Below are 24,139 nucleotides of genomic sequence, written 5' to 3' on the forward strand. Positions count from 1 at the left end.
AGCTATCAGCAAAAGAGAGAGAGCCTATCGTGACCCTTCGCAAGTATCAGAACCACACGCCGCTGCTGGGCAAAGGCGCCTTTGTCGACGGCTCGGCAGTGGTGATCGGCGACGTCGAAATCGGCGAAGACAGCTCTGTTTGGCCGCTGACAGTGATTCGCGGCGACATGCATCGCATCCGAATCGGTGCACGCACCAGCGTGCAGGACGGCTGCGTGTTGCACATTACCCATGCCGGACCATTCAACCCCGATGGCTTCCCGCTGCTGATCGGTGACGATGTGACCATCGCGCATAAGGTCATGCTTCACGGTTGCGCCGTGGGCAACCGGATTCTGATCGGCATGGGCAGCATCGTCATGGACGGTGCGGTGGTCGAGGACGATGTGATCATCGGCGCTGGCAGCCTGGTACCCCCGGGCAAGCGTCTGGAAAGCGGTTTCCTCTACGTCGGTAGCCCGGTGAAACAGATCCGGCCGCTGACTGACAAGGAAAAAGCCTTTTTCACCTACAGCGCTGCGAACTACGTGAAGCTCAAGGATCTGCATCTGGCCGAAGGCTACGACCAGCTCCAAGCCTCTTGATAATAAGCCTCTTGATAATGGAAAGTGTCTCCCTATTGCTCAGGATTTTTCATGCATTACCAAACCGTACTGTTCGACCTCGATGGCACGCTGACCGACCCGCGCGAAGGCATCACCCGCTCCATCCAGTTCGCCCTGAGCAAATTGGGCATCGATGAGCCGGACCTGACCAGGCTCGAGCACTTCATCGGCCCGCCGTTGTTGCAGGCGTTCATGCATTTCTACGACTTCGACGAGCCCAAGGCCTGGGAAGCGGTGAACTTCTATCGCGAGCGCTTCAAAGTCACCGGCCTGTATGAGAACCGCGTGTTCGATGGCGTCACGCCGCTGCTGGAAACCCTCGCTGGGCAAGGGCGACAGCTGTACATCGCGACTTCCAAGCCATGGGTATTCGCCCGGGAAATCGCGCGGCACTTCGACTTCGCCAAGCATTTCAAAGTGATTTACGGCAGCGAGCTGGATGGCACGCGAACCAACAAGGTCGAGCTGATTGCGCACTTGATGAGCGAAGAAGGCCTGGACCCGGCCAATACCCTGATGATTGGCGACCGTAAACACGATCTGATCGGCGCTCGCAGCAATGGACTGGACGCGGCGGCGGTGGGATACGGGTTTGGCAGCCGGGAGGAGTTGAGCGCCGAAGCACCGGCGTATCACTTCGAGACGCTAGATGAGATGCATCAGGCGTTTTTGCAGCGTTAGTTGAATCGTCTTCGCGGGCAAGTTTCGCTCCTACAGGGGCTTTCGATCATCTGTAGGAGCGAGGCTTGCCCGCGAAGGCGTCCCCCCAGACACATCCTGAGCAACTGTTCTCACTCCAATACTTTCTTATCGTCCTAGCCTTAACACTCCAGCCACGATCAAGGAGGATCATCATTGCCAGAACTCAAACATGCTCATCGATTGCGCTCCGGGCGATATTCGGAGTCCGGGCAGATTTACCTGCTGACTGCGGTGGTTTTGAATCGAGAACCGCTGTTTCGCAGCATCAAGAATGGGCGTCTGGTGGTCGATGCTTTTAGAACGGCTGAGCGAGAAGGGTTTGCAACATCGTTAGCCTGGGTAGTGATGCCCGATCATTTTCATTGGCTGATTGAGTTACAAAATACTCAGCTACCTAAATTGATGGCCCGTACCAAATCCCGGATTGCAGTGACGGTCAATCGCTCGATTCGACGTCAAGGCCCGGTTTGGCAGCATGGCTATCATGATCGCGCCATTCGCAAGGAAGAAGACTTGCAGGCAGTTGCTCGATACATCGTCGCCAATCCGTTGCGAGCGGGGCTGGTGGATAGGGTCGGGGACTATCCGTTGTTGGTTGTGACATTCAAAGACGCCTTCGCGGGCAAGCCTCGCTCCTACAGATGATCGAAAAGCTCCTGTAGGAGCGAGGCTTGCCCGCGAAGAGGCCCGTTCAGCCACCGGGACTCTTTGATCCCGCCAACACCTTCAGCGCCGCCTTACGTTCCTCAGCCGGTAACGCGCCCAATTTCTCCACCTCCGCATAAAACCTTACCCAATCCCGATCAACCTGTTTGAACAACGTGGCAAACGCCGGCACCCACTGGTCGTACAAACCAAACGGCAACAGTCGGGCATTGTTCATCGGAGTGTTGATCCAGGCGTCATAGCGTTTGTTCCCGGCCCATCGGCTGTCGCGTAGCGTCCGGTATTCACGGCGCAATTGTTCGAACTCTGCGGCTTTCCGCTCGCGCATTTGCTCGGCAGGCAGTGGCAGGGCGTAAAGTCGTTCCAGCCTCTTGCGGGCGTCCATAATCAATTGGATGAACTGGTCGCGTTGCTGCACCAACGCTCCGTTATCCGCTGGCAGGCCACGGAATGCACGCCACTGGCGAGTGCCTTCCTGTTCGACGAAGGTGGCAAAGGACTCATTGAACTCGGTGTCGTCTTTCACATAAAAACGTTGATGGGCAAGCTCGTGGAAAATCAACGTGGCTAACCGTTCGTCGCCCCAACCCATCATCGAGCTCATGATCGGGTCGTTGAACCAACCGAGCGTCGAATAGGCCTCGACGCCGCCAATCGACACGTCCATACCTTGCAAACGATGCAACGCGGCTTCACCGCGGGCAGCGCTCTGGCTGTAATACCCTCGATAGGCGACGCAGCCTGCGATGGGGAAGCAATGGTTCTGTGGCTTCAGCGAAAACTCCGGCGTGGCAAAGACGTTCCAGACTACAAACGGCCGCCCGATGTCGGCGTACAGGCGGTAGCTCTGGTTGTCCGGCAGGTGCAGGCGTTGGCTGGCGAATGTCCGGGCTTTTTGTGATTGGGCCAGATGCGCGCGCAATTGCTGATCGCGGTCTGGGTCGGCAATCACACTGGAAACCGGCTCACGTGCCCGCAGCAAGTGCAGCTGACCACTGGCCAATTGGCCGTAATAGCTGATGCTGGTGCAGCCGTTAAATAACAAAAAAAGCATCCCCGGAAACAAAATGCGTAAAACGCGATCAAGTAACCCAAGGCTTGGACGCGGCCTGATCAAAATGAATCATCCCTGGAAAGTCTGCCCGCAAGACTATCCCGCCTATTGGAGCTCCGCTATGCGCAAGTTGATGCTGACGGGAGGCCTGCTGATGCTGGCCGGTTGTGCTGGACTGCCCTCTCCTGATCCTTCACAGGCATGGATCGATCTGGATACACGGCAGGAAGACACCGCGCTGCAAGCGGTAGAAGTCGATGACAAGGCTTCCATCGACAAGCGCTACTTCGAGGTGCAACCCGGTAGCCATGAGCTGACGGTTCGCTACTTGTTTGCGGTCCAGCCGACCAACATTGGTCCCGACGCCGAGCCACTGTGGCGCGACTGCCAGTTGAATGTGAAATTCAAGGACTTCAACGCCGGTCAGCGGTATCAGCTGCAAGCAGGAAATATCGGCTTTCGGCCGTGGGCGAAGCTCTACGATCAACAGCGAAAAGTGATTGGACAGGGCACACCGGCAGGCTGCCAACGTACCTGATCGACGCTATGCTGAATAATCAGTCCTTGGGATATTCATCATGCGCAGGTTGTTGCTGTTGCTCGCTGCAGGCGCCTTCGTCGGTTGCACGAGTCCGTTGCCGGCGGTCGATCCGCAGATGGCCTGGGTCGACTTCGCGACGCCGAGCCCCGGCGGGAAACTCCTGATGGCCGAACGGCTGGACAATCAGCGGCTGAGTGACGGGCGTTACTTCCAGGTCACCCCGGGAAGCCATGAACTAAGGGTACGTTTCGACTTTGAAGTGTTTGGTGGCGGCTCGGGCTTGATGAATGCTCCGCTGGAGCGGCTGTGCTACCTGACCATCAACTACGACCATTTCGAGGCCGGCCAGCGTTATCTGCTGGAAGCGCGTTCTATAGCGTTCACCCCCAGCGCCCGGCTGTACAACGCCAAGCGGGAAATCGTTGCTGAAGATCGATTGGCCAACTGCGTTATGTGAGGCAGATCAGCGGTCATTCTTTTGGTAGATGATTTTTTTGGTGCCGTATTCGCATGAACCCACGACCATGTTCTGATCGTGCACTTCGTCATTGGTGACGATTTCCAGGGTGTAGGACGAGACGTTATTGGCCTGGATCTTGGCTTCGATCTCGGCCTTGAGTTCCTCACAGGATTTCGGTGCCGCGAGGGCCGATGTGGTCAGCGCGCAACAGATAATCGCCAAGGCAAAACGTTTCATGGTTGAAGCTCCCTTAAGGCAGCGCGCAGGGTGATGCGCTGAAGCTGCTGTCATTTATTCGACCACAGTTTCGCCATTCAGGCTGTAATTCAGAGCAAAAAAGATCGCAGCCTTCGGCAGCTCCTATAGGGGTCGCGTGACCTGTAGGAGCTGCCGAAGGCTGCGATCTTTTGATCTAGTTGACCAACGTCGCATCCAGGCTGATTTTCGCATTCAGCACTTTGGACACCGGGCAACCCTCTTTGGCCTTGTTACTCAGTTCCTCGAATTGCGCCTGGGTCGCCCCGGGGATTTTCGCCTTGAGAATCAGTTTTACCGCTGTGATTGCGAAGCCCCCGTCTACCTGGTTCAGGGTAACTTCGGCATTGGTGTCGATACTGTCGGCCTTAAGGTTGGCCTCGCCGAGAATCATTGAAAACGCCATGGAAAAACAGCCCGCGTGAGCCGCGCCGATCAGCTCTTCCGGATTGGTGCCTTTACCGCCTTCGAAACGGGCCTTGAAGCCGTAGGGCGCGTCTCTGAGAACGCCGGTTTCCGTAGAAATCGAGCCAATACCTGTTTTTAGATCACCTTCCCAATGAGCCGATGCTTTCTTTGTGATAGCCATGTTTGCCTCCTCAAGATCCGGCGCGAAACGTCGCGCCTTCGTGGTTTTCGGTTACCAGGGTTCTGAGGATAGACCGTCCGGCAAAGTTCACCTCATCTGATCAGTCTTCTAATTGCGTAGGAATTTTGTCTCTCCTATTGAAACTCGGGTATATGCCCTCATTGCATAGAACACGCTTATAGACTCGGCAGGTTTTCGTTCGTGAAAAAACCTGCTTACCCATTGGAGAAGCAGGTTTATGAAACGACTGTCCGATATCAAGTTTTCGACCCTCGATCTGGTGCCCGTGCGGGAGAACGGCAGTGCGGCCCAGTCCCTGCACAATTCCCTGGATCTGGCGCAGCACGTTGAAAAATTCGGCTACAACCGCTTCTGGGTTGCCGAGCACCACAACATGGACGGGATCGCCAGTTCGGCGACGTCCGTTCTGCTGGGTTATCTGGCTGGCGGCACTTCGACCATTCGTGTCGGTTCGGGTGGCGTGATGCTGCCCAACCACGCGCCGCTGGTCATCGCCGAGCAGTTCGGCACCCTTGAAAGCCTTTACCCGGGACGGATCGATCTGGGCCTGGGTCGCGCCCCTGGCTCCGATCAGATGACCGCCCGCGCCTTGCGCCGTGAGCGTTCCGGCAGCGCCGACGACTTCCCGGAAGATGTGACCGAACTGATGCGTCACCTCGGCCCGCGCACGCCAGACCAGCGGATCATTGCCATGCCGGGTACCGGCACCAATGTTCCTATCTGGTTGTTGGGTTCGAGCCTGTTCAGTGCACAGTTGGCGGGTGAGCGCGGTTTGCCCTACGCCTTCGCTTCACATTTCGCACCGCGGTTCATGCATGAGGCGATTCGCGTTTACCGCAACCACTTCAAGCCTTCAGCGGTTTTGGATAAGCCTTACGTGATGCTCGGCGTGCCACTGGTGGCCGCGGATACCGATGAGCAGGCCGACTACCTGGCAACCTCGGTCTACCAACGGATTCTCGCGTTGATGCGTGGCCAGAGCCTGGTGCAACGCCCGCCAGTGAAGACCATGGACGGCCTGTGGCTGCCCCATGAGAAAGAAGCGGTCGGTGATTTCCTGGGCCTTGCCATGGTCGGCAGCCCGCAGAAAATCCGCGCCAAGCTGGAAGTGCTGATCGAACAGACTCAGGCCGATGAGCTGATTTTTACCTGTGACCTGTACGAACATGCCGATCGCCTGCACTCCTATGAGCTGCTGGCGCAGGTCATGAAGGGCTGACACTCAAGTTGCACCCACAAAAAAGCCGACGCCATTGCGTCGGCTTTTTCATTTTCGAGGGCGGTCAGCCCTGCTTGTAGACGATTTGCCTGGAGCCTTTTTCACAGGTGCCGACGACTTTTCCGTCAGCAGCAGCGCCTTTGTCGACGATTTCCAGTGTGTAATTGGAAACACCCTTGGCATCCAGTTTCGCTGCGATTTCGGCTTTCAGCTCGTCGCACGACTTGCCCTGGGCAAAGGCTGTTCCCGCCAGGCTCAACAAACCTACCGCCAAAATAAACTTCTTCATGGGTTGCACTCCCTGGTCGGATCAATAGGGGGAGGGCATCCAGCTCTCGGCCGGATGCGCTCACCACGTAGCGCTTTGCCATTTCCTATGGCATTCGGCCAGCGCGCAAGTTCAGAAGACTAGCTCAAACTCAGCTACTGGCAATCCGGAACCCGACTTTGAGCGTCACCTGAAAGTGTGCCGCTTTGCCGTCCTTGATGTGTCCGCGGGTTTCGGTCACTTCAAACCATTCCATGTACTTGAGGCTTTTGTTGGCTTCGGCCAGGGCATTGTTGATGGCGTCTTCAATGCTGGTGGTGGATGAGCCAACCAGCTCGACTTTCTTGTAGGTGTGATGGTCAGTCATGGCGTTCTCCTAAGGGTGTGAAATACAGCCTAGCAGTGATTTTTCTTATTTCTTCTGTCGACCAATCCGAGGGGAAGTTCAGATTTACTGCACTTTCTCGAACCCCTGAAGTCCCAACCAACACACGCAACTCAAACAATGCAGGAGATCCACCATGGCCAATACCTCGTTACGCAAAGCCTCATTGCAAAGCATGGAAGCCGAGATCGAGAGTCTGCTGAAATCGTTGGAAAGCCTGAAGGACGACGCCTCGGACGAGTCGCGTAGAACCCTTAAAACGCTGAAAAGCAACGCCGAGAACGCGCTGAAACATTCCCGCCATCTGCTCGCCGATGCCTATGAAGAGGTCAAGGTCAAAACCCGTGAAACCGGGATCGCGACGCGTGACTATGCCCAGGAACATCCTTGGACTACCGCCGGCGTCGCCGTTGGGGCGCTGGGCCTGCTCGCGGCCTATCTGCTGTGCAAACGCGGTAATTAAGAGGCCTGGCGCAGTTCGTTTTTAAGCCACTGCGCCAATTGCCGAGCGCGCCCGTCCGCGGCGCGCTTGGGTAGCCACAACGCCAGTTGCGCCGGGGTTTCACAGAAACCCCATGGCGCAACCAGGCGACCGGCCTTCAAGTCCTCGGCCACCAGCGGCTCGGGCGCGATGGCCACACCCAGCCCGGCCACTGCCGCCTCCAGCAAGTAATACAAATGCTCGAAACCCTGACCGTACTTCAGCGCCTTGGCGTCGAGGCCGCTTTGCTGTGCCCAACTAGGCCAGGCTTGCGGGCGTGAGGTGGTGTGCAGCAAGGGTTCGGTCAGCAGCGCATGAGCCGGTGCATTCTGCAGTCTTTCGCAGCCGACGAATCGTGGGCTCATGACCGGGCCGATGCGTTCGCTGGCCAATTCGTAGACCTGCATGTCTGCCGGCCATGGCGGCTCGGCAAACACCAGCAAAGCATCCAGGCCAGGCCGCCGTGGATCGAGATCGCCTTCGCCAGCCGACAGGTGCAAACGCAGATCCGGCAGGTCCGCATTGAGCCGCCCCAAGCGCGGAATGAACCAGCGCGCCAGCAGGCTGCCCGAACAACCGAGCACGAACGGCGCATCGGCGGTGCTTTGGGTCAATTCGGCGCAAACGCTGCGTAAACGCTCGAAGGCTTCGCCGCTGACATCGCGCAAACGGACCCCGGCATCTGTGAGTTTAAGGCCGCGTCCATCCTTGATGAACAGACTCACGCCGAGGTGTTCTTCCAGCACCTTGAGTTGTCGGCTGACCGCCCCATGAGTGACGTGTAGCTGTTCGGCGGCCTGACTGACGCTGTTCAGGCGGGCAGTGGCTTCGAAGGCGCGAAGGGCGTTCAGCGGAGGAAGGTCGTGGCTCATGGTATCTGTGAGTTTTCCTGACAGGTTGTGGCGATCTTATCGGTTTTCAGTGCGGGATGTCAGGGGTAGAGTGAACCCCATCGTCACCTCTCGAATACAACTGGAGCGACCCATGACCCAGACTAATCTGCGCAACGGCCCCGACGCCAACGGCCTGTTTGGCGCGTTCGGTGGCCGTTACGTCGCCGAAACCCTGATGCCGTTGATCCTCGATTTGGCCCGTGAATACGAAGCGGCCAAGGAAGATCCGGCGTTCAAAGAAGAATTGGCCTACTTCCAGCGAGATTACGTCGGACGTCCAAGCCCACTGTATTTCGCCGAGCGTCTGACTGAGTTCTGTGGCGGCGCGAAGATTTACCTCAAGCGCGAAGAGCTGAACCACACCGGCGCGCACAAGATCAACAACTGCATCGGCCAGATCCTGCTGGCGCGGCGCATGGGCAAAAAACGCATCATCGCTGAGACCGGCGCTGGCATGCACGGCGTGGCGACCGCCACCGTGGCCGCGCGGTTCGGCCTCGATTGTGTGATCTACATGGGCACCACTGACATCGAACGCCAGCAAGCGAACGTGTTTCGCATGAAGCTGCTGGGCGCCGAAGTGATCCCGGTGGTCGCCGGCACCGGCACCCTTAAAGATGCGATGAACGAAGCCCTGCGTGACTGGGTGACCAACGTCGACAGTACCTTCTACCTGATCGGCACCGTCGCCGGTCCGCACCCCTATCCCGCCATGGTTCGTGACTTCCAGGCTGTGATCGGCAAGGAAACCCGCGAGCAGTTGCAAGCCCAGGAAGGCCGTCTGCCCGACAGTTTGGTGGCATGCATTGGCGGTGGTTCCAACGCCATGGGCCTGTTCCACCCGTTCCTCGATGACAAGAGCGTCGAGATCATCGGCGTCGAAGCCGCCGGTTATGGCATCGAAACCGGCAAGCACGCGGCTAGCCTGAACGGCGGCGTACCGGGCGTGCTGCACGGCAATCGTACTTTCTTGTTGCAGGACGATGACGGCCAGATCATCGACGCTCATTCGATTTCCGCCGGCCTCGACTATCCGGGCATCGGCCCGGAACACGCCTGGTTGCATGACATCGGCCGCGTCCAGTACACCTCGGTGACCGACGACGAAGCCCTCGACGCGTTCCACAAATGCTGCCGTCTGGAAGGGATTATTCCTGCACTGGAAAGTGCCCATGCCCTGGCCGAAGTGTTTAAACGCGCACCGACGCTGCCGAAAGATCACCTGATGGTGGTCAACTTGTCCGGCCGTGGCGACAAAGACATGCAAACCGTGATGCACCACATGGAACACTCTCAACAAGAGCAATCCAAGCAGGAGAAACACTGATGAGCCGCCTGCAAACGCGTTTTTCCGAACTCAAGGAACAAAACCGCGCCGCCCTGGTGACCTTCGTGACCGCCGGCGACCCGAGCTACGATACGTCTCTGGCGATCCTCAAAGGCTTGCCGGGAGCGGGTGCCGATGTGATCGAGTTGGGCATGCCCTTCACCGATCCGATGGCCGATGGCCCGGCGATTCAACTGGCCAACATTCGTGCCTTGGGCGCTAAACAGAACCTGGCGAAAACCCTGCAAATGGTTCGCGAGTTCCGCGAAGGCAATAACGAGACGCCGCTGGTGCTGATGGGTTACTTCAACCCGATTCACATGTACGGCGTGCCGCGTTTCATCGCTGAAGCCAAAGAGGCCGGTGTCGATGGCTTGATCGTGGTCGACATGCCGCCCGAGCATAACGGCGAGCTCTGCGACCCGGCACAGGCAGCGGGCCTGGACTTCATTCGTCTGACCACTCCGACGACTGATGACGTGCGCTTGCCGACGGTATTGAACGGCAGTTCCGGCTTTGTTTACTACGTGTCGGTGGCGGGTGTGACCGGTGCGGGCGCGGCGACTCTGGAACATGTCGAAGAAGCCGTCACCCGTCTGCGTCGCCATACCGATCTGCCGATCAGCATCGGTTTTGGTATTCGCACACCGGAGCAAGCGGCATCCATCGCGCGTCTGGCCGACGGTGTGGTGGTGGGGTCGGCGCTGATCGATCACATCGCCAATGCCTCGACGCCGGATCAGGCTGTGGAGGGCGTACTCAGCCTGTGTGCAGCCTTGTCTGACGGCGTACGTAAAGCGCGGGTCAGCTGAAGGCAAAGTTCCTGATACAGAGGAATTAGAGCCTCGCGGCACAGACTAAACAGCAAGACCGAGGGCTTCAGGACTACGTTCTGAGGCCCTCGGTCTTTGGGGGCCTGTTCCTCAGGGCAACTCCAACCCACCTGCTGCCTTGTGCAACTTCCTCAAATGTTCGCCAACCTGCTTCAAATTGGCTTCGTTGGCGGCCATTTCGGCGGCCCGACTCGGGTCGAGCAATGCTCTGACTTCCTTATCGAGATCCCCAGTCAGTGCTTGCAACTGCTTCTGGCGCAGGCTGCTTTCCGACTCCAGGCGCGTCCACTCGTTCGGCTGCGGCAAACCATAACCACCGGTGCCGAGCAGTTCGGCCGGACGGCTGAGGAAGCCGCTGTTGGCGAGAATCTGCTGCAAGGTCGCATTGGCCTTATCCATGCTGCCATTCTTCAATTCCTGAGCGCCCAGATAACGTTGCTTCACTTCGTCCTGAGCCAATACAACCTGCTGACGGAAACTGGCCTGCTCCAGCAGCAGCAACGCCGCGCTGGTACGCAAGTCAGCCTGGTCAAACCATTTGCGCCGCTCTTCCGCTTTCAAGGCCAGCCAATCCTCGACCTTGTCCTGCTTGATCGGCAAATGCTTCTTCAGTACTTCGAACATCGCTTGATAACGATCGCGGAAGGAGTCGAAGCGATAGCCCAGACGTAACGCTTCGCGGGGATCGTCCAGCACGCTGGTGTCCGCCAATCCGCGGCCCTTGAGCACTTCCAGCAAACCGTTGGGCATGATGCTGTCGAGGCCGACCAGTTGCGCATTGTTGGTACTGCTGCGCAGTAATTTCAGGCCTTCTACCGCGCAGTTGTTGGACAGGAAAAAATAGTTGCCGTCGTAACTCCAGTGCATCTCCGCGGCGTGCTCCACCACATTTTCGATCTCGCTGTGCGACAGGTTCAGAGGCACTGAAGCCAGGCTGCGCAGTTCGGTCTTGGTGTATTCGTCGATCACCTGGGCCAGCGGCAAGACAAACAGGCGCGACGGGTATTTGCCCACCAGCCCGTCCCAGCTCGACAGCTGTACGTCGCCGACGAAGGCGCGGTAGGACAACACCAGATGCTGATCCAGATCCAGTCGACAATCCGGCCCACGAGGCCGACCGGGTGCGCAGATCACCAGTCGCAGCATGCTGTGGCCCCAGCGGCTGACCCAGTTCTGGTTGGCCTCTGCCAGCAGATAATCAACAGCGTAAACCCGTTCCGGATCGACCTGACCCAAGGGCTGCTTGGCGAAGTCGTTACCCGCATTGAGGAAGGCGAATGATTGGGCGCAGGTGTCTTTGGCGGCGGGCGCCCAACCGAAATGTTCTTTGTAGTAGCGATACAGTGCAGGGCGACGGCAGGCATAGCTTGGGTCGAGGAGGAAATACTCCATATTGACCGCGACGAACTCCTTCGGGCTGCTCGTCTCGTAGATGTCCGGGCTGCGGGCAATCTGCCGGTTGTGTTGTTCTCGCACTCCGCGTCTACCGACGTATTGCGGCCAACCGGCCAAATCCAGCAGGCGAGGGTCGTCGCTGAGGGTCCAGCGTCGTTCCGTCTGCCCGCGGCATTGATCGGGGATGCCGATCAGCCCGGAGCTGCTGTTGCGTTGCTTGCAGCGCTGAATCAGCGTGCGCTCGGCGTCTGGCCACAGACGCGCGCGGTCATAAATATGGGTGAGTTCGTGCAACACCGTGGCGAGCATTTCCCGGCGCACGGTGCCGTGAGGGCGGTACGTTTTTTGGGTCGCGGCGCTGCCGTTGGTGAGGCTGGCGAGAAGATTGCGATTCAGGTCCAGCTCGGACACCAGCGATGCCTGACCGTAAGCATCGCTCGGCATATCGTCGGTCCAGCCGACATCAATGCGCCGGTCCAGTTGCTCAATGAAGCGCGGCGGTAACGCCTGCATGGCTTCATCAAGCAGCGCCTGACTGGCCTGCTGTTGCGCGGGGCTCAGACCGTCGGTCTTGAGCCGTAGTTGCAGGCCGGCCTGAGCCGTATTGCCGAGCAGCAACACAACCCCGGCCAGCAGCCAGGCGCCTAATGACTTCACAGGGCGAGGATGGCTTCGGCGAGAACCTGATCACTGGCGTCTCGGGCTTCCGGTACGCGGGTGCGCAAGGTGTCGAAGGCCGCTTCCAGGTGCGCACCACGGATTTCACCGTCGCTGGCGACGAAACTGGCCGCATCGTCGTGGGCTTCACGGACAATCTTCGAATCACGGATGGACGTGGTGGTATCGGACGTGAAATCAAGCGTGCGCTCGGAGGCACGAATGATGATGTTACTGGTGGCTACCAGGGTGTGCGCCTGGGCCACGTCGGCCAACAACAGCAGGCCAAGGGTGGCAGCAATCAGCGGGTTACGCATGGAACGACTCCGGAGGAACAAGGGATAACTATTGGACGAGAATTGCCTGTGCCAGTTCAAGGTCGCTGGCATGAAGTTTTGGCTGGGTCCGACGCAGGTAAATCAAGGCGGCCTCCAGTTGCGCTCCTCGCAGTTGGCCGTCACTGGCAATGAACGCGGCAGCGTCATCCCGGGCGGCGATCAGCAGCTTATGGTCGAAGGGCGCGGAGGTCACCATGCTGGTGGCATAACCACTGGCCACGGTGCCTTGCGTAGACAGGTTGAAAGCATCGAAGGCATGGGCCGAACCCGACCAGCAAGCCGCAAGAAAAACCGCAGTGATCGAAAGACTTGAAAGAAAACGCATGAGACTCGATAGCTGAAAGCGAGTCCCAAGGCTAGCGCAATGCCCGGGCTAGAGCCAGTGCCGAAACATGGGGACACGACGGGCGTGTCCCACGTCAGAGCTGTCGCTTAAATCGTCAGGATGGCCTGGGCCAGCTGTGCGTCGGTCGCATTCAGTTGTGGAGTCTGTTGGCGGATATGGTCAAGAGCGCTTTCCAGTTTCACACCACGAATGGCGCCTTCACTGGCGACGAAACTGGCGGCATCGTCACGAGCAGCACGGACGATTTTGTCATCGCGAAAGGAAGACGAGATGTCCGAAGTAGCGTCGGAGGAGGACTTCAGCCCACCAACAATGGAATCGGTGGTCACGATAAAGCTGGTGGCGTGGGAATTGGCAGCCACGACAAGCAGGGCGGCAGCACTGAGCAGACGTAGACGGGACATGGGATAGCTCCTTTGGATAGACCGGTTTAGAGGTGGCGCAGGATCAGACGCCTGTCGTAAAGCGTTCGCCACGTTCTGTCTGGATATTAGGCTTGTGTACATCGATTAGAACAGTCCAATAAAACTGTATTGGTTGAATATAGGTTATTTTAAAATTGTACCTATTGATGATTGCCTCCCTTTGTACGACTCAATACGAAGCTCCAAAACGACAAAACCCGTCGTGGTTTCCCACGACGGGTTTTGTTTGTTCGATTCGGGTTGCTGGCGGTGGATCCGGAGAATCAGGGCCAGCGACGCTAACTTAGCGCCAGAACGGCTTGCTCAGCTCTTCGTAGCGCTGTGCTTCGCTAATCCCTGCGTCAGCCAGCAGACGCGAATCCAGACGAGCCAATTGATGGCGGCTGGAGATGCGGCGCTGCCACAGCATCAGGTTGGCGAGAACGCGCAGAGGCATGGAAGCCTGGGTGTTTACAGCTTTGTCTTCGAAGAACAGTTCGGAACTGAGTGTACGTTCCATGGTTGACATCCTTCCGCTTATGGCGGGATTAGGTAGTGGTTTAACTGATGCCAATGATCCTCTCGTTTGGCCACTCTCTGTAGATACAGTTCACCTGTATTGTGAGAGACCAGTTAACTGTTAAAAGGCGCTGTACTGGTCTAAATTGAGGCAACTGTACTTGTTCGCACTAATTAGGTGCATTATTACTCAATTCAACGCAAAAGGCAGGAAAATACCGTAGGAAAAGACCGGTACAGCAGTACAGTTTTTTACGGCGTGGAGTCTTATCACCGCGAGCTGACGAAACTGTGTTTGCGTCAGCTGCCATCTGTATCAACTACACCGCCAGCATGCGCCCGGTTTCTTCCAGGTTAATGTGCCAACTCAGGGCGTCGCGAAGGATGTGCGGGGTGTGACCGCCAACTGCGCAAGCGGCAGTGAAGTAGTCATTCAAGGCTGGGCGATAGTCCGGGTGAACGCAGTTGTCGATGATGACCCGGGCGCGCTCACGCGGTGCCAGGCCACGCAGGTCGGCCAAACCTATCTCGGTCACGAGAATGTCGACGTCATGTTCTGTGTGGTCGACGTGGCTGACCATGGGGACCACGCTGGAAATCGCGCCGCCCTTGGCAATCGACTTGGTGACAAAGATCGCCAGGTGCGCATTGCGCGCGAAATCGCCGGAGCCGCCGATGCCATTCATCATTCGCGTGCCGCAGACGTGGGTGGAGTTGACGTTGCCGTACAGGTCGAACTCCAGCGCAGTGTTGACGCCAATAATGCCCAAGCGCCGCACCACTTCGGGATGGTTCGAGATTTCCTGGGGGCGCAGCACCAGCTTGTCCTTATAGTGCTCCAGGTTCCCGAATACATCGGCATTGCGCCGGCTCGACAGAGTGATCGAACTGCCCGAAGCAAAGCTCAGCTTGCCAGCGTCGATCAGATCGAAAGTCGAATCCTGCAGCACTTCGGAGTACATGGTCAGGTCTTCGAACGGCGAGTCGATCAAGCCGCACATCACCGAATTGGCGATGGTGCCGATACCGGCTTGCAGTGGGCCGAGTTTGTTGGTCATGCGCCCGGCAGCCACTTCTTGTTTGAAGAAATCAATCAGGTGATCAGCGATGGCCTGTGTGTCGCTGTCCGGCGGCAAGACAGTGGACGGCGAGTCAGGCTGATTAGTGATCACGATTGCGACGATTTTTTCGGGCGGTATCGGGATCGCGGTGCTACCGATGCGGTCGTCGACCTTCACCAGCGGAATAGGCGTGCGGGTCGGCCGGTAGGTCGGGATATAGATGTCGTGCAGACCTTCGAGATTCGGGTTGTGAGCCAGGTTTATCTCGACGATCACGTGCTTGGCGAAAATCGCGAAGCTGGCCGAGTTGCCTACCGAGGTGGTCGGTACGATATGGCCCTGCTCGGTGATTGCCACGGCTTCGATCACCGCGATGTCCGGTAGCTTGAGTTGTTGGTTACGCAGTTGCTCTACGGTTTCCGACAGGTGCTGGTCGATGAACATGACTTCGCCAGCATTGATCGCCTTGCGCAGGGTGCTGTCCACCTGGAACGGCATGCGTCGCGACAGTACGCCAGCTTCAGTCAATTGTTTGTCGAGGTCGTTGCCCAGGCTGGCACCGGTCATCAGGGTGATTTTCAGCGGCGCGACCTTGGCACGCTCGGCCAGGGCATGAGGCACGGCCTTGGCTTCGCCGGCTCGGGTAAAGCCGCTCATGCCGACGGTCATGCCGTCCTGAATCAGAGCGGCAGCGTCGGCGGCGCTCATCACCTTGTCCAACAATGAAGGCAAGCGAATACGGTCACGGTACATGGATTGTTATCTCGGGCAACGGAAAGCAAGGTGCGCAGTCTAGTGAATTTGAGCCTCGCCCGTCCCGCTACCAAGGTCGCATTCGAGGTGTCTATTCTGGGCCTTTCAGACAAAACACCTTTACCGGATCGGTAACAGCCACAAACAAAAACGCCCCGACGAGTCAGGGCGTTCAGGTTGCCGAAGGGTTTACTCGACGGCTTTAACCATGTCTTCGATGACTTTTTTGGCGTCGCCGAAAACCATCATGGTCTTGTCCAGGTAGAACAGCTCGTTGTCCAGACCGGCATAGCCGCTGGCCATTGAGCGCTTGTTGACGATGATGGTCTTGGCTTTGAACGCTTCGAGAATCGGCATGCCGGCAATCGGCGATTTCGGGTCGTTCTTGGCGGCCGGGTTGACCACGTCGTTGGCGCCGAGCACCAACACCACGTCGGCCTGACCAAACTCGGAGTTGATGTCTTCCATCTCGAACACCTGGTCGTAAGGCACTTCGGCCTCGGCCAGCAATACGTTCATGTGGCCAGGCATCCGACCCGCAACCGGGTGAATCGCATACTTCACGGTCACGCCGCGGTGGGTCAGCTTCTCGGTCAGCTCTTTCAATGCGTGCTGCGCGCGGGCCACCGCCAGGCCATAGCCCGGAACGATGATCACCGTGTCGGCGTTGGTCAGCAGGAAGGTGGCGTCGTCAGCCGAACCGGATTTCACCGGGCGGGCTTCTTTCGAGCCTGCCGGGCCAGCGGCGTCTGCTGTGTTGCCGAAACCGCCGAGCAATACGTTGAAGAACGAACGGTTCATCGCCTTGCACATAATGTACGAGAGGATCGCACCGGACGAACCGACCAGCGAGCCGGCAATGATCAACATCGAGTTGTTCAGCGAGAAGCCGATACCTGCTGCGGCCCAGCCGGAGTAACTGTTGAGCATCGACACCACCACGGGCATGTCTGCGCCGCCGATCGGGATGATGATCAACACGCCCATCACGAAGGCCAGGGCCAGCATCAGAGCAAACGCGCTGAGATTGCCGGTCAGCATGAAGGTGATGCCCAGTGCCAGCGTCGCCAGACCCAGCAGCAGATTCAGCTTGTGCTGACCGCTGAACTGTACTGGTGCGCCTTGGAACAGGCGGAACTTGTACTTGCCCGACAGCTTGCCGAACGCAATCACCGAACCGGAGAAGGTAATTGCACCGATGGCAGCGCCAAGGAACAGCTCCATACGGTTGCCCGCCGGAATCGAATCACCCAGCTGTTTAACGATGCCCAAAGACTGCGGCTCGACCACCGCTGCAATAGCGATGAACACTGCAGCCATACCGATCATGCTGTGCATGAAGGCGACCAGTTCCGGCATCTTGGTCATTTCAACGCGCTTGGCCATGATCGAACCGGCGGTGCCGCCGACCAACAGACCGATAATGACGTAACCGATGCCGGCAGTAGCGAGCTCTGCCCCTAGCTTATAGATGAGGCCCACTGTAGTGAGGATCGCCAACGCCATACCGAGCATGCCGTAGACATTGCCGCGCCGCGACGTGGTTGGGTGCGACAGACCTTTTAGGGCCTGGATGAAGCAGATCGACGCGATCAGGTAGAGCGTCGTTACCAGATTCATGCTCATTACTTGGGCGCCTCTTCTTTTACGGCTTTCGGGGCTTTTTTCTTGAACATCTCAAGCATTCTGCGTGTCACGAGGAAACCACCGAACACGTTCACTGCCGCCAAAGCCACCGCCAGGGTGCCCATGGTCTTGCCCAGTGGGGTCACGGTCAAAGCTGCCGCCAGCATGGCGCCGACGATCACAATCGCCGAAATGGCGTTAGTCACCGCCATCAATGGCGTGTGAAGTGCAGGTGTAACGTTCCACACCACGTGATAACCGACATAAATCGCCAGCACGAAGATGATCAGGTTGTAGATACCGGGGGAGATAAGCTCTTCCATCGTCTGAATCCCTGCTTAGGCGTTTTTGCGGATGACTTGGCCGTCGCGGCACATCAGGCACGCGGCGACGATGTCGTCTTCGAGGTTCACTTCAAACTGGCCTTCTTTGTTGAAGACCAGCTTCAGGAAGTCCAGCAGGTTGCGCGCGTACAGTGCCGAAGCGTCTGCCGCGACCGCGCCGGCCAGATTGGTCGGGCCGCAAATGGTCACGCCATTTTCGATGACCACCTGATCGGCGACGGTCAGCGGGCAGTTGCCGCCCTGAGCTGCCGCGAGGTCGATGACCACGGAGCCTGGCTTCATCTGCGCCACGGTTTCGGCGCTCAGCAGCGTCGGCGCCTTGCGGCCCGGGATCAGCGCAGTAGTAATGACGATGTCAGCCTGCTTGGCGCGTTCGTGCACGGCCAAGGCCTGGCGCTGCATCCAGCTGGCCGGCATGGGGCGTGCGTAACCGCCGACACCGACTGCGCATTCGCGCTCTTCATCGGTTTCGTACGGCACATCGACGAATTTCGCACCCAGGGATTCGATCTGTTCCTTCACGGCAGGACGCACGTCGGACGCTTCGATGACTGCTCCCAGACGTTTCGCCGTGGCAATCGCCTGCAAACCGGCTACGCCAGCGCCGAGAATCAGCACGCGCGCCGCTTTCACGGTGCCCGCAGCAGTCATCAGCATCGGCATGAAGCGTGGATAGTGGTGAGCGGCCAGCAACACGGCTTTATAGCCGGCGATGTTCGCCTGGGACGACAGCACATCCAGGCTCTGGGCGCGGGAGGTGCGCGGCGCGGCTTCCAGCGCAAACGCGGTAATACCGCACTCGGCCATCTTTGCGATGGTTTCATTGCTGAACGGATTGAGCATACCCACCACAACGGTGCCGCTCTTTATCAGCGTCAGCTCACTGTCACTGGGGGCAACCACCTTGAGAATCAGCTCTGCGCCAAAGGCATCATTGGCACTGCCAATGGTCGCGCCTGCCGCTTCATAAGCACTGTCGACAACGCTGGCGTTAATACCGGCGCCGCTTTGCACAGTGACTTTATGACCCTGGCCGATCAGCTTCTTGATGGTTTCCGGGGTTGCAGCAACCCGTGTTTCACCCGTCTGGGTTTCGAGAGGAACACCAATGTGCACGTCAAATCTCCTGCGTGATCTTATTGAGTAAACCCAAGCACTTCGGATGGTGCGTCTGGGGCGGCCGATCAGCACGATCCCACCAAATCAGGGCGGGGCGCGGCATTTTGCAGGCGAACTTTGTGCCCTTCAAGGGATTATGACGGGTGACGGAAAATTAACTACAAGTCACCCCGTGACCGAATGTCGCACTGATCGGTGCAATCCCTTGCAGGCCGCGGCTTGTGAGGATTCTGTCCAAAATTCAAGAATTTACACATCGGCACGGTGAATGAGGCGTCATTGCCTGCCAATAGAGGCTCAAGGCCACGTACTCAGGCCTTTGTAGGACGTTTGTGCTACTCCTCGGTACAGTCTGCCAATATGCGACAAATACTTATATCTGTAGTGCTTTTGTCTTCCTGACTACGGGGTCAGCTTATAAGGTGGAGCCTTTATCCTTCTAGGCTGTAGCTTTGTGCCTGATTAACCAGCCAATCGCGAAATGCCCTTAAAGACGCAGATTCGACCTTTCGCTCGGGAATCATCAGGTAATAGGCCTTGATGCTCGACAGTGCCTGGGCGTTAGCAATCACCAGGCGCTTCTCTGCCAATTCGCGTTGAATCAGGAAAGGTGGAATCAGCGCGATCCCCATATCGTGCATCGCCGCTTGAGCAAGCATGGAGAATAGCTCGTAACGCGGCCCTGTCATGTCTCGCGGGATATTCAGGTTTTGAGAGTTGAACCATTGGCGCCAGGCGTAAGGGCGTGTGGTCTGCTGGAGCAGGGGCAGTTCGGCGATTTCACTGGGGCTCAGGTTGGTTTTTCTTCCCAGTAACGTGGGGCTGCACACTGGCATCGGATTTTCGCCCATTAGCCTGTGGGATTCGGTACCCGACCAGTCGGCGTCGCCGAAATAGATCGCGGCATCGAATTCGGTGTCGGCAAACAGGAAGGGGCGGGTGCGGTTGGTGAGGTTAACCGTCACTTCCGGGTGTTTGTGCTGAAAGTCCTTGAGCCGTGGCAGCAGCCATTGAGTACCGAAGGTTGGCACCACCGCCAGCTCGATCACGTTGGCGCCTTGCTGGCCCATCACTGACAAGGTATCGCGTTCAACCGCGTCGAGCTGGGTGGCCACTCGGCGGCTGTAGGAAAGTCCGGCCTCCGTCAGCTTCACTCCGCGCCGGGAGCGTCGGAATAGTTCGACGCTGAGGAACTCCTCAAGGCTGGCGATCTGTCGGCAAATCGCTCCCTGTGTGAGGGAAAGTTCCTGGGCGGCTTTGGTAAAGCTCTCGTGGCGCGCTGCAGCTTCAAAGCTGATCAGGGCGGTAGTGCTGGGGATCTTCCTGCGCATGTACGTCAACCTCACTAATACATCGCATATAAGCTATTTTTGCGACGTTACGGAGTGAGAAATTAGCACAACAGTATGCAAAATCCTCGTTTGTCGTGAAGCCGAACCCGGCCTAGGATCGGTCCACGTTATTTGACCCGATTCGAGAGGACTCACTCATGGGCGGTAAAGCTAGCTTCAACTGGATCGATCCCCTGCTGCTGGATCAACAGCTCACTGAAGAAGAACGCATGATTCGCGACACGGCTCAGCAATTCGCTCAGCAGAAGCTCGCTCCGCGCGTTCTCGAAGCTTTCCGCCATGAGAAGACCGATCCGGCGATCTTTCGCGAGATGGGTGAAGTGGGTCTGTTGGGTGCGACGATTCCTGAGCAGTACGGTGGCAGCGGCCTTAACTACGTCAGCTACGGTCTGATTGCCCGTGAGGTCGAGCGTGTCGACTCCGGCTATCGCTCGATGATGAGCGTGCAGTCCTCGCTGGTCATGGTGCCGATCAACGAATTCGGCACCGAAGCACAGAAGCAGAAATACCTGCCGAAGCTGGCCTCGGGTGAGTGGATCGGTTGCTTTGGTCTGACCGAGCCTGACCATGGTTCCGACCCGGGCGCGATGATTACTCGTGCACGCAAAGTGGAAGGCGGCTACAGCCTCACCGGCAGCAAAATGTGGATCACCAACAGCCCGATCGCCGATGTGTTCGTGGTTTGGGGCAAGGACGACGCGGGCGACATTCGTGGTTTTGTTCTGGAGAAGGGCTGGAAAGGTCTGAGCGCTCCGGCCATTCACGGCAAGGTTGGCTTGCGTGCATCCATCACCGGCGAGATCGTCATGGACAACGTGTTTGTCCCTGAAGAGAACATCTTCCCGGATGTCCGTGGTTTGAAAGGTCCTTTTACCTGTCTTAACTCGGCACGTTACGGCATCTCCTGGGGCGCACTGGGCGCTGCCGAGTTTTGCTGGCACACCGCTCGTCAGTACACCCTGGATCGTAAGCAGTTTGGTCGTCCATTGGCGGCCACGCAGTTGATCCAGAAGAAGCTGGCTGACATGCAGACCGAGATCACTCTGGCGCTGCAAGGCTGCCTGCGTCTGGGTCGTATGAAGGATGAAGGCACGGCTGCCGTCGAGATTACTTCGATGATGAAGCGCAACTCCTGTGGCAAGTCCCTGGACATTGCTCGCATGGCGCGCGACATGCTGGGTGGTAACGGCATCTCCGATGAGTTCGGTGTCGCTCGGCACCTGGTCAACCTGGAAGTGGTGAATACCTATGAAGGTACGCATGACGTCCACGCGCTGATCCTCGGTCGCGCGCAGACCGGCATCCAGGCGTTCTATTAATAGGAGAACGGCCATGGGCGCGCTTTCGCATCTACGGGTACTGGATTTATCGCGGGTGCTTGCCGGGCCTTGGGCCGGGCAGATCCTGGCGGACCTTGGCGCCGAAGTCATCAAGGTCGAGCGCCCGGGCAATGGCGATGACACGCGCGCCTGGGGGCCTCCGTTCCTTAAAGATGCTTATGGCGAGAACACCAGCGAGGCGGCCTATTACTTGTCCGCCAACCGCAACAAGCAATCAGTGACTATCGACTTCACGCGGCCAGAGGGGCAGCAGATCGTGCGTGAGCTCGCGGCGAAGTCTGACATCCTCATTGAAAACTTCAAGGTCGGTGGCCTGGCGGCTTATGGGTTGGACTATGAGTCGCTCAAGGCGATTAATCCGAAGCTGATCTATTGCTCGATCACCGGCTTCGGTCAGACCGGGCCGTATGCCAAGCGTGCGGGTTATGACTTCATGATCCAAGGCTTGGGCGGTCTGATGAGTTTGACCGGTCGTCCCGAAGGAGATGAAGGTGCGGGCCCGGTGAAAGTCGGTGTGGCGCTGACAGATATTTTGACCGGGCTCTATTCAACGGTAGCGATCCTGGCGGCCTTGGCTCATCGGGATCAGGGCGGTGGCGGTCAGCATATAGACATGGCATTGCTGGATGTTCAGGTGGCTTGTCTGGCCAATCAGGCGATGAACTACCTGACTACAGGCGTTGCGCCTAAACGCCTGGGCAACGCTCACCCGAATATCGTGCCTTATCAGGACTTTCCTACGGCCGATGGTGATTTCATCCTCACCGTGGGAAACGATGGGCAGTTCCGCAAGTTTGCGCAGGTGGCTGGTCAGCCGCAGTGGGCGGATGATCCACGTTTTGCGACCAACAAATTGCGGGTGGCTAACCGAGCAGTATTGATTCCGCTGATCCGCCAGGCGACCGTGTTCAAGACTACTGCCGAATGGGTGGCGCAGTTGGAGCAGGCAGGCGTGCCATGCGGACCGATCAATGATCTGGCTCAGATGTTTGCCGATCCTCAGGTTCAGGCGCGTGGGTTGGCCATTGAGCTGCCTCATGCTTTGGCCGGGATGGTGCCGCAGGTGGCGAGCCCGATACGTCTGTCCGAGACTCCGGTGGAGTACCGTAGTGCGCCTCCTTTGTTGGGTGAGCACACGCTGGAGGTTCTGCAGCGGGTGTTGGGTCTGGATGCTGGCGTCGTTGCTGGGTTCAAGGCGTCTGGAGTGCTATGAGCATTCCTTCTATATATAGCAGGGCTAGTTTTGCTTTCCCTATATAGAAGGAAATGTGCAGTTTTCAGGCTTTCTGCAAGTTATTGATAGAAAAGCGTAATCAGGGGTTGACGGCAGATTCTGGAAGTCTATAATTCGCCCCACTTCCGGCGCAGTCGAAACGGAAAACTCCTTGGTAAACAAAGAGTTACGCAGTTTTCGACAGCGGTTACGCTTCAGTTCATCGAAGCCAGAAGGAGTTGAAAGGGCGGTGTTGTTTGGCTCTTTTGACGGTTCGATCTTCTCGGTCGAAAGTGGAGAAAAAGAGGTGTTGACAGCAGCGAGTAACGCTGTAGAATTCGCCTCCCGCTAACGAGAGATCGAAAGCGCAAGTGGTTGAAGTTGTTGAGGAAAACCTTGAAAACTTCTGAAAATAACCGCTTGACAGCAACAGAGGCTGCTGTAGAATGCGCGCCTCGGTTGAGACGAAAGATCTTAACCAACCGCTCTTTAACAACTGAATCAAGCAATTCGTGTGGGTGCTTGTGGAGTCAGACTGATAGTCAACAAGATTATCAGCATCACAAGTTACTCCGCGAGAAATCAAAGATGTAACCAACGATTGCTGAGCCAAGTTTAGGGTTTCTTAAAAACCCAAAGATGTTTGAACTGAAGAGTTTGATCATGGCTCAGATTGAACGCTGGCGGCAGGCCTAACACATGCAAGTCGAGCGGCAGCACGGGTACTTGTACCTGGTGGCGAGCGGCGGACGGGTGAGTAATGCCTAGGAATCTGCCTGGTAGTGGGGGATAACGCTCGGAAACGGACGCTAATACCGCATACGTCCTACGGGAGAAAGCAGGGGACCTTCGGGCCTTGCGCTATCAGATGAGCCTAGGTCGGATTAGCTAGTTGGTGAGGTAATGGCTCACCAAGGCGACGATCCGTAACTGGTCTGAGAGGATGATCAGTCACACTGGAACTGAGACACGGTCCAGACTCCTACGGGAGGCAGCAGTGGGGAATATTGGACAATGGGCGAAAGCCTGATCCAGCCATGCCGCGTGTGTGAAGAAGGTCTTCGGATTGTAAAGCACTTTAAGTTGGGAGGAAGGGCAGTTACCTAATACGTATCTGTTTTGACGTTACCGACAGAATAAGCACCGGCTAACTCTGTGCCAGCAGCCGCGGTAATACAGAGGGTGCAAGCGTTAATCGGAATTACTGGGCGTAAAGCGCGCGTAGGTGGTTCGTTAAGTTGGATGTGAAATCCCCGGGCTCAACCTGGGAACTGCATTCAAAACTGACGAGCTAGAGTATGGTAGAGGGTGGTGGAATTTCCTGTGTAGCGGTGAAATGCGTAGATATAGGAAGGAACACCAGTGGCGAAGGC

27 protein-coding genes and 1 rRNA gene (1 of these 28 cut by a window edge) are annotated in these 24,139 nt (G+C 57.5%); 12 read left to right on the plus strand and 16 right to left on the minus strand.

Features of this window, described 5'->3' with window-relative positions:
• Positions 1-29 precede the first annotated feature (29 nt).
• The 3 genes from ACYZT2_RS01720 (at position 30) to ACYZT2_RS01730 (ending at position 1,952) form a co-directional block, all read left to right on the plus strand.
• Positions 30-584 carry a gamma carbonic anhydrase family protein gene (locus ACYZT2_RS01720; RefSeq protein ID WP_461969610.1) on the plus strand — a complete coding sequence of 185 codons (555 nt, stop codon included), beginning with the start codon at positions 30-32 and terminating at the stop codon, positions 582-584.
• 51 nt (positions 585-635) lie between these two features.
• Positions 636-1,286, plus strand: a complete 651-nt coding sequence (locus ACYZT2_RS01725) for an HAD family hydrolase (protein WP_461969612.1) — start codon at positions 636-638, stop codon at positions 1,284-1,286.
• A gap of 174 nt (positions 1,287-1,460) precedes the next feature.
• Entirely contained in the window at positions 1,461-1,952 is a 492-nt protein-coding gene (locus ACYZT2_RS01730) for an REP-associated tyrosine transposase (RefSeq protein WP_461969614.1), read from the plus strand.
• A 46-nt stretch (positions 1,953-1,998) separates the two neighbouring features.
• On the opposite strand, the gene ACYZT2_RS01735 is transcribed toward ACYZT2_RS01730, so the two are convergent.
• The gene (locus ACYZT2_RS01735) at positions 1,999-3,090 is read right to left on the minus strand and encodes an aminopeptidase (RefSeq protein ID WP_461969616.1); all 1,092 of its coding nucleotides are present in this window, start codon (positions 3,088-3,090) and stop codon (positions 1,999-2,001) included.
• A gap of 58 nt (positions 3,091-3,148) precedes the next feature.
• Between ACYZT2_RS01735 and ACYZT2_RS01740 the strand changes: the two genes are divergently transcribed.
• Together ACYZT2_RS01740 and ACYZT2_RS01745 are read left to right on the plus strand one after the other, a co-directional pair.
• A complete protein-coding gene (locus tag ACYZT2_RS01740; protein ID WP_461969618.1) occupies positions 3,149-3,565 on the plus strand; it encodes a PA0061/PA0062 family lipoprotein in 417 nt (138 codons plus the stop codon).
• Positions 3,566-3,605: 40 nt separating this feature from the next.
• Entirely contained in the window at positions 3,606-4,025 is a 420-nt protein-coding gene (locus ACYZT2_RS01745) for a PA0061/PA0062 family lipoprotein (RefSeq protein ID WP_429431123.1), read from the plus strand.
• A 6-nt stretch (positions 4,026-4,031) separates the two neighbouring features.
• Here ACYZT2_RS01745 and ACYZT2_RS01750 read toward each other — a convergent pair whose 3' ends face one another.
• Complete coding sequence (locus tag ACYZT2_RS01750) at positions 4,032-4,265, minus strand: DUF1161 domain-containing protein (RefSeq protein ID WP_461969621.1); 234 nt, start codon at positions 4,263-4,265, stop codon at positions 4,032-4,034.
• A 175-nt stretch (positions 4,266-4,440) separates the two neighbouring features.
• Entirely contained in the window at positions 4,441-4,872 is a 432-nt protein-coding gene (locus tag ACYZT2_RS01755; RefSeq protein ID WP_461969623.1) for an OsmC family protein, read from the minus strand.
• 238 nt (positions 4,873-5,110) lie between these two features.
• Here ACYZT2_RS01755 and ACYZT2_RS01760 point away from each other — a divergent pair, with 238 nt between their 5' ends.
• A complete protein-coding gene (locus ACYZT2_RS01760) occupies positions 5,111-6,112 on the plus strand; it encodes an LLM class flavin-dependent oxidoreductase (RefSeq protein ID WP_461969625.1) in 1,002 nt (333 codons plus the stop codon).
• A 64-nt stretch (positions 6,113-6,176) separates the two neighbouring features.
• Here the strand turns inward: ACYZT2_RS01760 and ACYZT2_RS01765 are convergent, their stop codons facing one another.
• Both ACYZT2_RS01765 and ACYZT2_RS01770 read right to left on the minus strand, forming a co-directional pair.
• Complete coding sequence (locus tag ACYZT2_RS01765; protein ID WP_461969627.1) at positions 6,177-6,401, minus strand: DUF1161 domain-containing protein; 225 nt, start codon at positions 6,399-6,401, stop codon at positions 6,177-6,179.
• A 130-nt stretch (positions 6,402-6,531) separates the two neighbouring features.
• On the minus strand, positions 6,532-6,747 hold the full coding sequence (locus ACYZT2_RS01770; RefSeq protein ID WP_007902773.1) for a dodecin: 216 nt from the start codon (positions 6,745-6,747) through the stop codon (positions 6,532-6,534).
• Between the two features lie 154 nt (positions 6,748-6,901).
• On the opposite strand from ACYZT2_RS01770, the gene ACYZT2_RS01775 reads away from it, so the two are divergent.
• Positions 6,902-7,228 carry an ElaB/YgaM/YqjD family protein gene (locus ACYZT2_RS01775; protein ID WP_253554321.1) on the plus strand — a complete coding sequence of 109 codons (327 nt, stop codon included), beginning with the start codon at positions 6,902-6,904 and terminating at the stop codon, positions 7,226-7,228.
• Here ACYZT2_RS01775 and ACYZT2_RS01780 read toward each other — a convergent pair.
• Positions 7,225-8,118, minus strand: a complete 894-nt coding sequence (locus ACYZT2_RS01780) for a LysR family transcriptional regulator (protein WP_461969630.1) — start codon at positions 8,116-8,118, stop codon at positions 7,225-7,227. The two genes, ACYZT2_RS01775 and ACYZT2_RS01780, sit on opposite strands and share 4 nt — an antisense overlap.
• A 112-nt stretch (positions 8,119-8,230) precedes the next feature.
• On the opposite strand from ACYZT2_RS01780, the gene trpB reads away from it, so the two are divergent.
• Together trpB and trpA are read left to right on the plus strand one after the other, a co-directional pair.
• Entirely contained in the window at positions 8,231-9,466 is a 1,236-nt protein-coding gene (gene trpB / locus ACYZT2_RS01785) for a tryptophan synthase subunit beta (protein ID WP_007902766.1), read from the plus strand.
• Positions 9,466-10,278 (plus strand): tryptophan synthase subunit alpha, encoded by an 813-nt coding sequence (gene trpA / locus ACYZT2_RS01790; protein WP_461969632.1) that lies wholly within the window; start codon positions 9,466-9,468, stop codon positions 10,276-10,278. The genes trpB and trpA overlap by 1 nt, the downstream gene beginning before the upstream one ends.
• A 111-nt stretch (positions 10,279-10,389) precedes the next feature.
• On the opposite strand, the gene ACYZT2_RS01795 is transcribed toward trpA, so the two are convergent.
• The 10 genes from ACYZT2_RS01795 to ACYZT2_RS01840 form a co-directional block, all read right to left on the minus strand.
• Entirely contained in the window at positions 10,390-12,351 is a 1,962-nt protein-coding gene (locus tag ACYZT2_RS01795; protein WP_461969634.1) for a DUF7844 domain-containing protein, read from the minus strand.
• A complete protein-coding gene (locus ACYZT2_RS01800) occupies positions 12,348-12,668 on the minus strand; it encodes a DUF2388 domain-containing protein (protein ID WP_461969636.1) in 321 nt (106 codons plus the stop codon). The genes ACYZT2_RS01795 and ACYZT2_RS01800 overlap by 4 nt, the downstream gene beginning before the upstream one ends.
• A gap of 28 nt (positions 12,669-12,696) precedes the next feature.
• Positions 12,697-13,014, minus strand: a complete 318-nt coding sequence (locus ACYZT2_RS01805; protein WP_461969638.1) for a DUF2388 domain-containing protein — start codon at positions 13,012-13,014, stop codon at positions 12,697-12,699.
• 107 nt (positions 13,015-13,121) lie between these two features.
• The gene (locus tag ACYZT2_RS01810) at positions 13,122-13,439 is read right to left on the minus strand and encodes a DUF2388 domain-containing protein (RefSeq protein ID WP_461969640.1); all 318 of its coding nucleotides are present in this window, start codon (positions 13,437-13,439) and stop codon (positions 13,122-13,124) included.
• Between the two features lie 304 nt (positions 13,440-13,743).
• The gene (locus ACYZT2_RS01815) at positions 13,744-13,959 is read right to left on the minus strand and encodes a DUF1127 domain-containing protein (protein ID WP_253554367.1); all 216 of its coding nucleotides are present in this window, start codon (positions 13,957-13,959) and stop codon (positions 13,744-13,746) included.
• Positions 13,960-14,278: 319 nt separating this feature from the next.
• Positions 14,279-15,772: an acetyl-CoA hydrolase/transferase family protein gene (locus tag ACYZT2_RS01820; protein ID WP_461969642.1), complete on the minus strand. Its 1,494-nt coding sequence runs from the start codon at positions 15,770-15,772 to the stop codon at positions 14,279-14,281.
• 189 nt (positions 15,773-15,961) lie between these two features.
• On the minus strand, positions 15,962-17,398 hold the full coding sequence (locus tag ACYZT2_RS01825) for an NAD(P)(+) transhydrogenase (Re/Si-specific) subunit beta (protein WP_461969644.1): 1,437 nt from the start codon (positions 17,396-17,398) through the stop codon (positions 15,962-15,964).
• Entirely contained in the window at positions 17,398-17,721 is a 324-nt protein-coding gene (locus tag ACYZT2_RS01830; protein WP_003187010.1) for an NAD(P) transhydrogenase subunit alpha part 2, read from the minus strand. The genes ACYZT2_RS01825 and ACYZT2_RS01830 overlap by 1 nt, the downstream gene beginning before the upstream one ends.
• 15 nt (positions 17,722-17,736) lie before the next feature.
• On the minus strand, positions 17,737-18,858 hold the full coding sequence (locus tag ACYZT2_RS01835) for a Re/Si-specific NAD(P)(+) transhydrogenase subunit alpha (RefSeq protein ID WP_461969646.1): 1,122 nt from the start codon (positions 18,856-18,858) through the stop codon (positions 17,737-17,739).
• A gap of 434 nt (positions 18,859-19,292) precedes the next feature.
• Positions 19,293-20,192, minus strand: a complete 900-nt coding sequence (locus ACYZT2_RS01840) for a LysR family transcriptional regulator (protein WP_461969648.1) — start codon at positions 20,190-20,192, stop codon at positions 19,293-19,295.
• 158 nt (positions 20,193-20,350) lie between these two features.
• Here ACYZT2_RS01840 and ACYZT2_RS01845 point away from each other — a divergent pair, with 158 nt between their 5' ends.
• From ACYZT2_RS01845 to ACYZT2_RS01855, 3 genes are all read left to right on the plus strand, one after another.
• Positions 20,351-21,532 carry an acyl-CoA dehydrogenase gene (locus ACYZT2_RS01845; protein WP_030129615.1) on the plus strand — a complete coding sequence of 394 codons (1,182 nt, stop codon included), beginning with the start codon at positions 20,351-20,353 and terminating at the stop codon, positions 21,530-21,532.
• A gap of 13 nt (positions 21,533-21,545) precedes the next feature.
• Positions 21,546-22,766 carry a CaiB/BaiF CoA transferase family protein gene (locus ACYZT2_RS01850; protein WP_461969651.1) on the plus strand — a complete coding sequence of 407 codons (1,221 nt, stop codon included), beginning with the start codon at positions 21,546-21,548 and terminating at the stop codon, positions 22,764-22,766.
• A 645-nt stretch (positions 22,767-23,411) separates the two neighbouring features.
• Positions 23,412-24,139, plus strand: a 16S ribosomal RNA gene (locus tag ACYZT2_RS01855) (it continues 811 nt past the right edge of the window).

The sequence above is a fragment of the Pseudomonas sp. MDT1-85 genome (assembly GCF_054898065.1).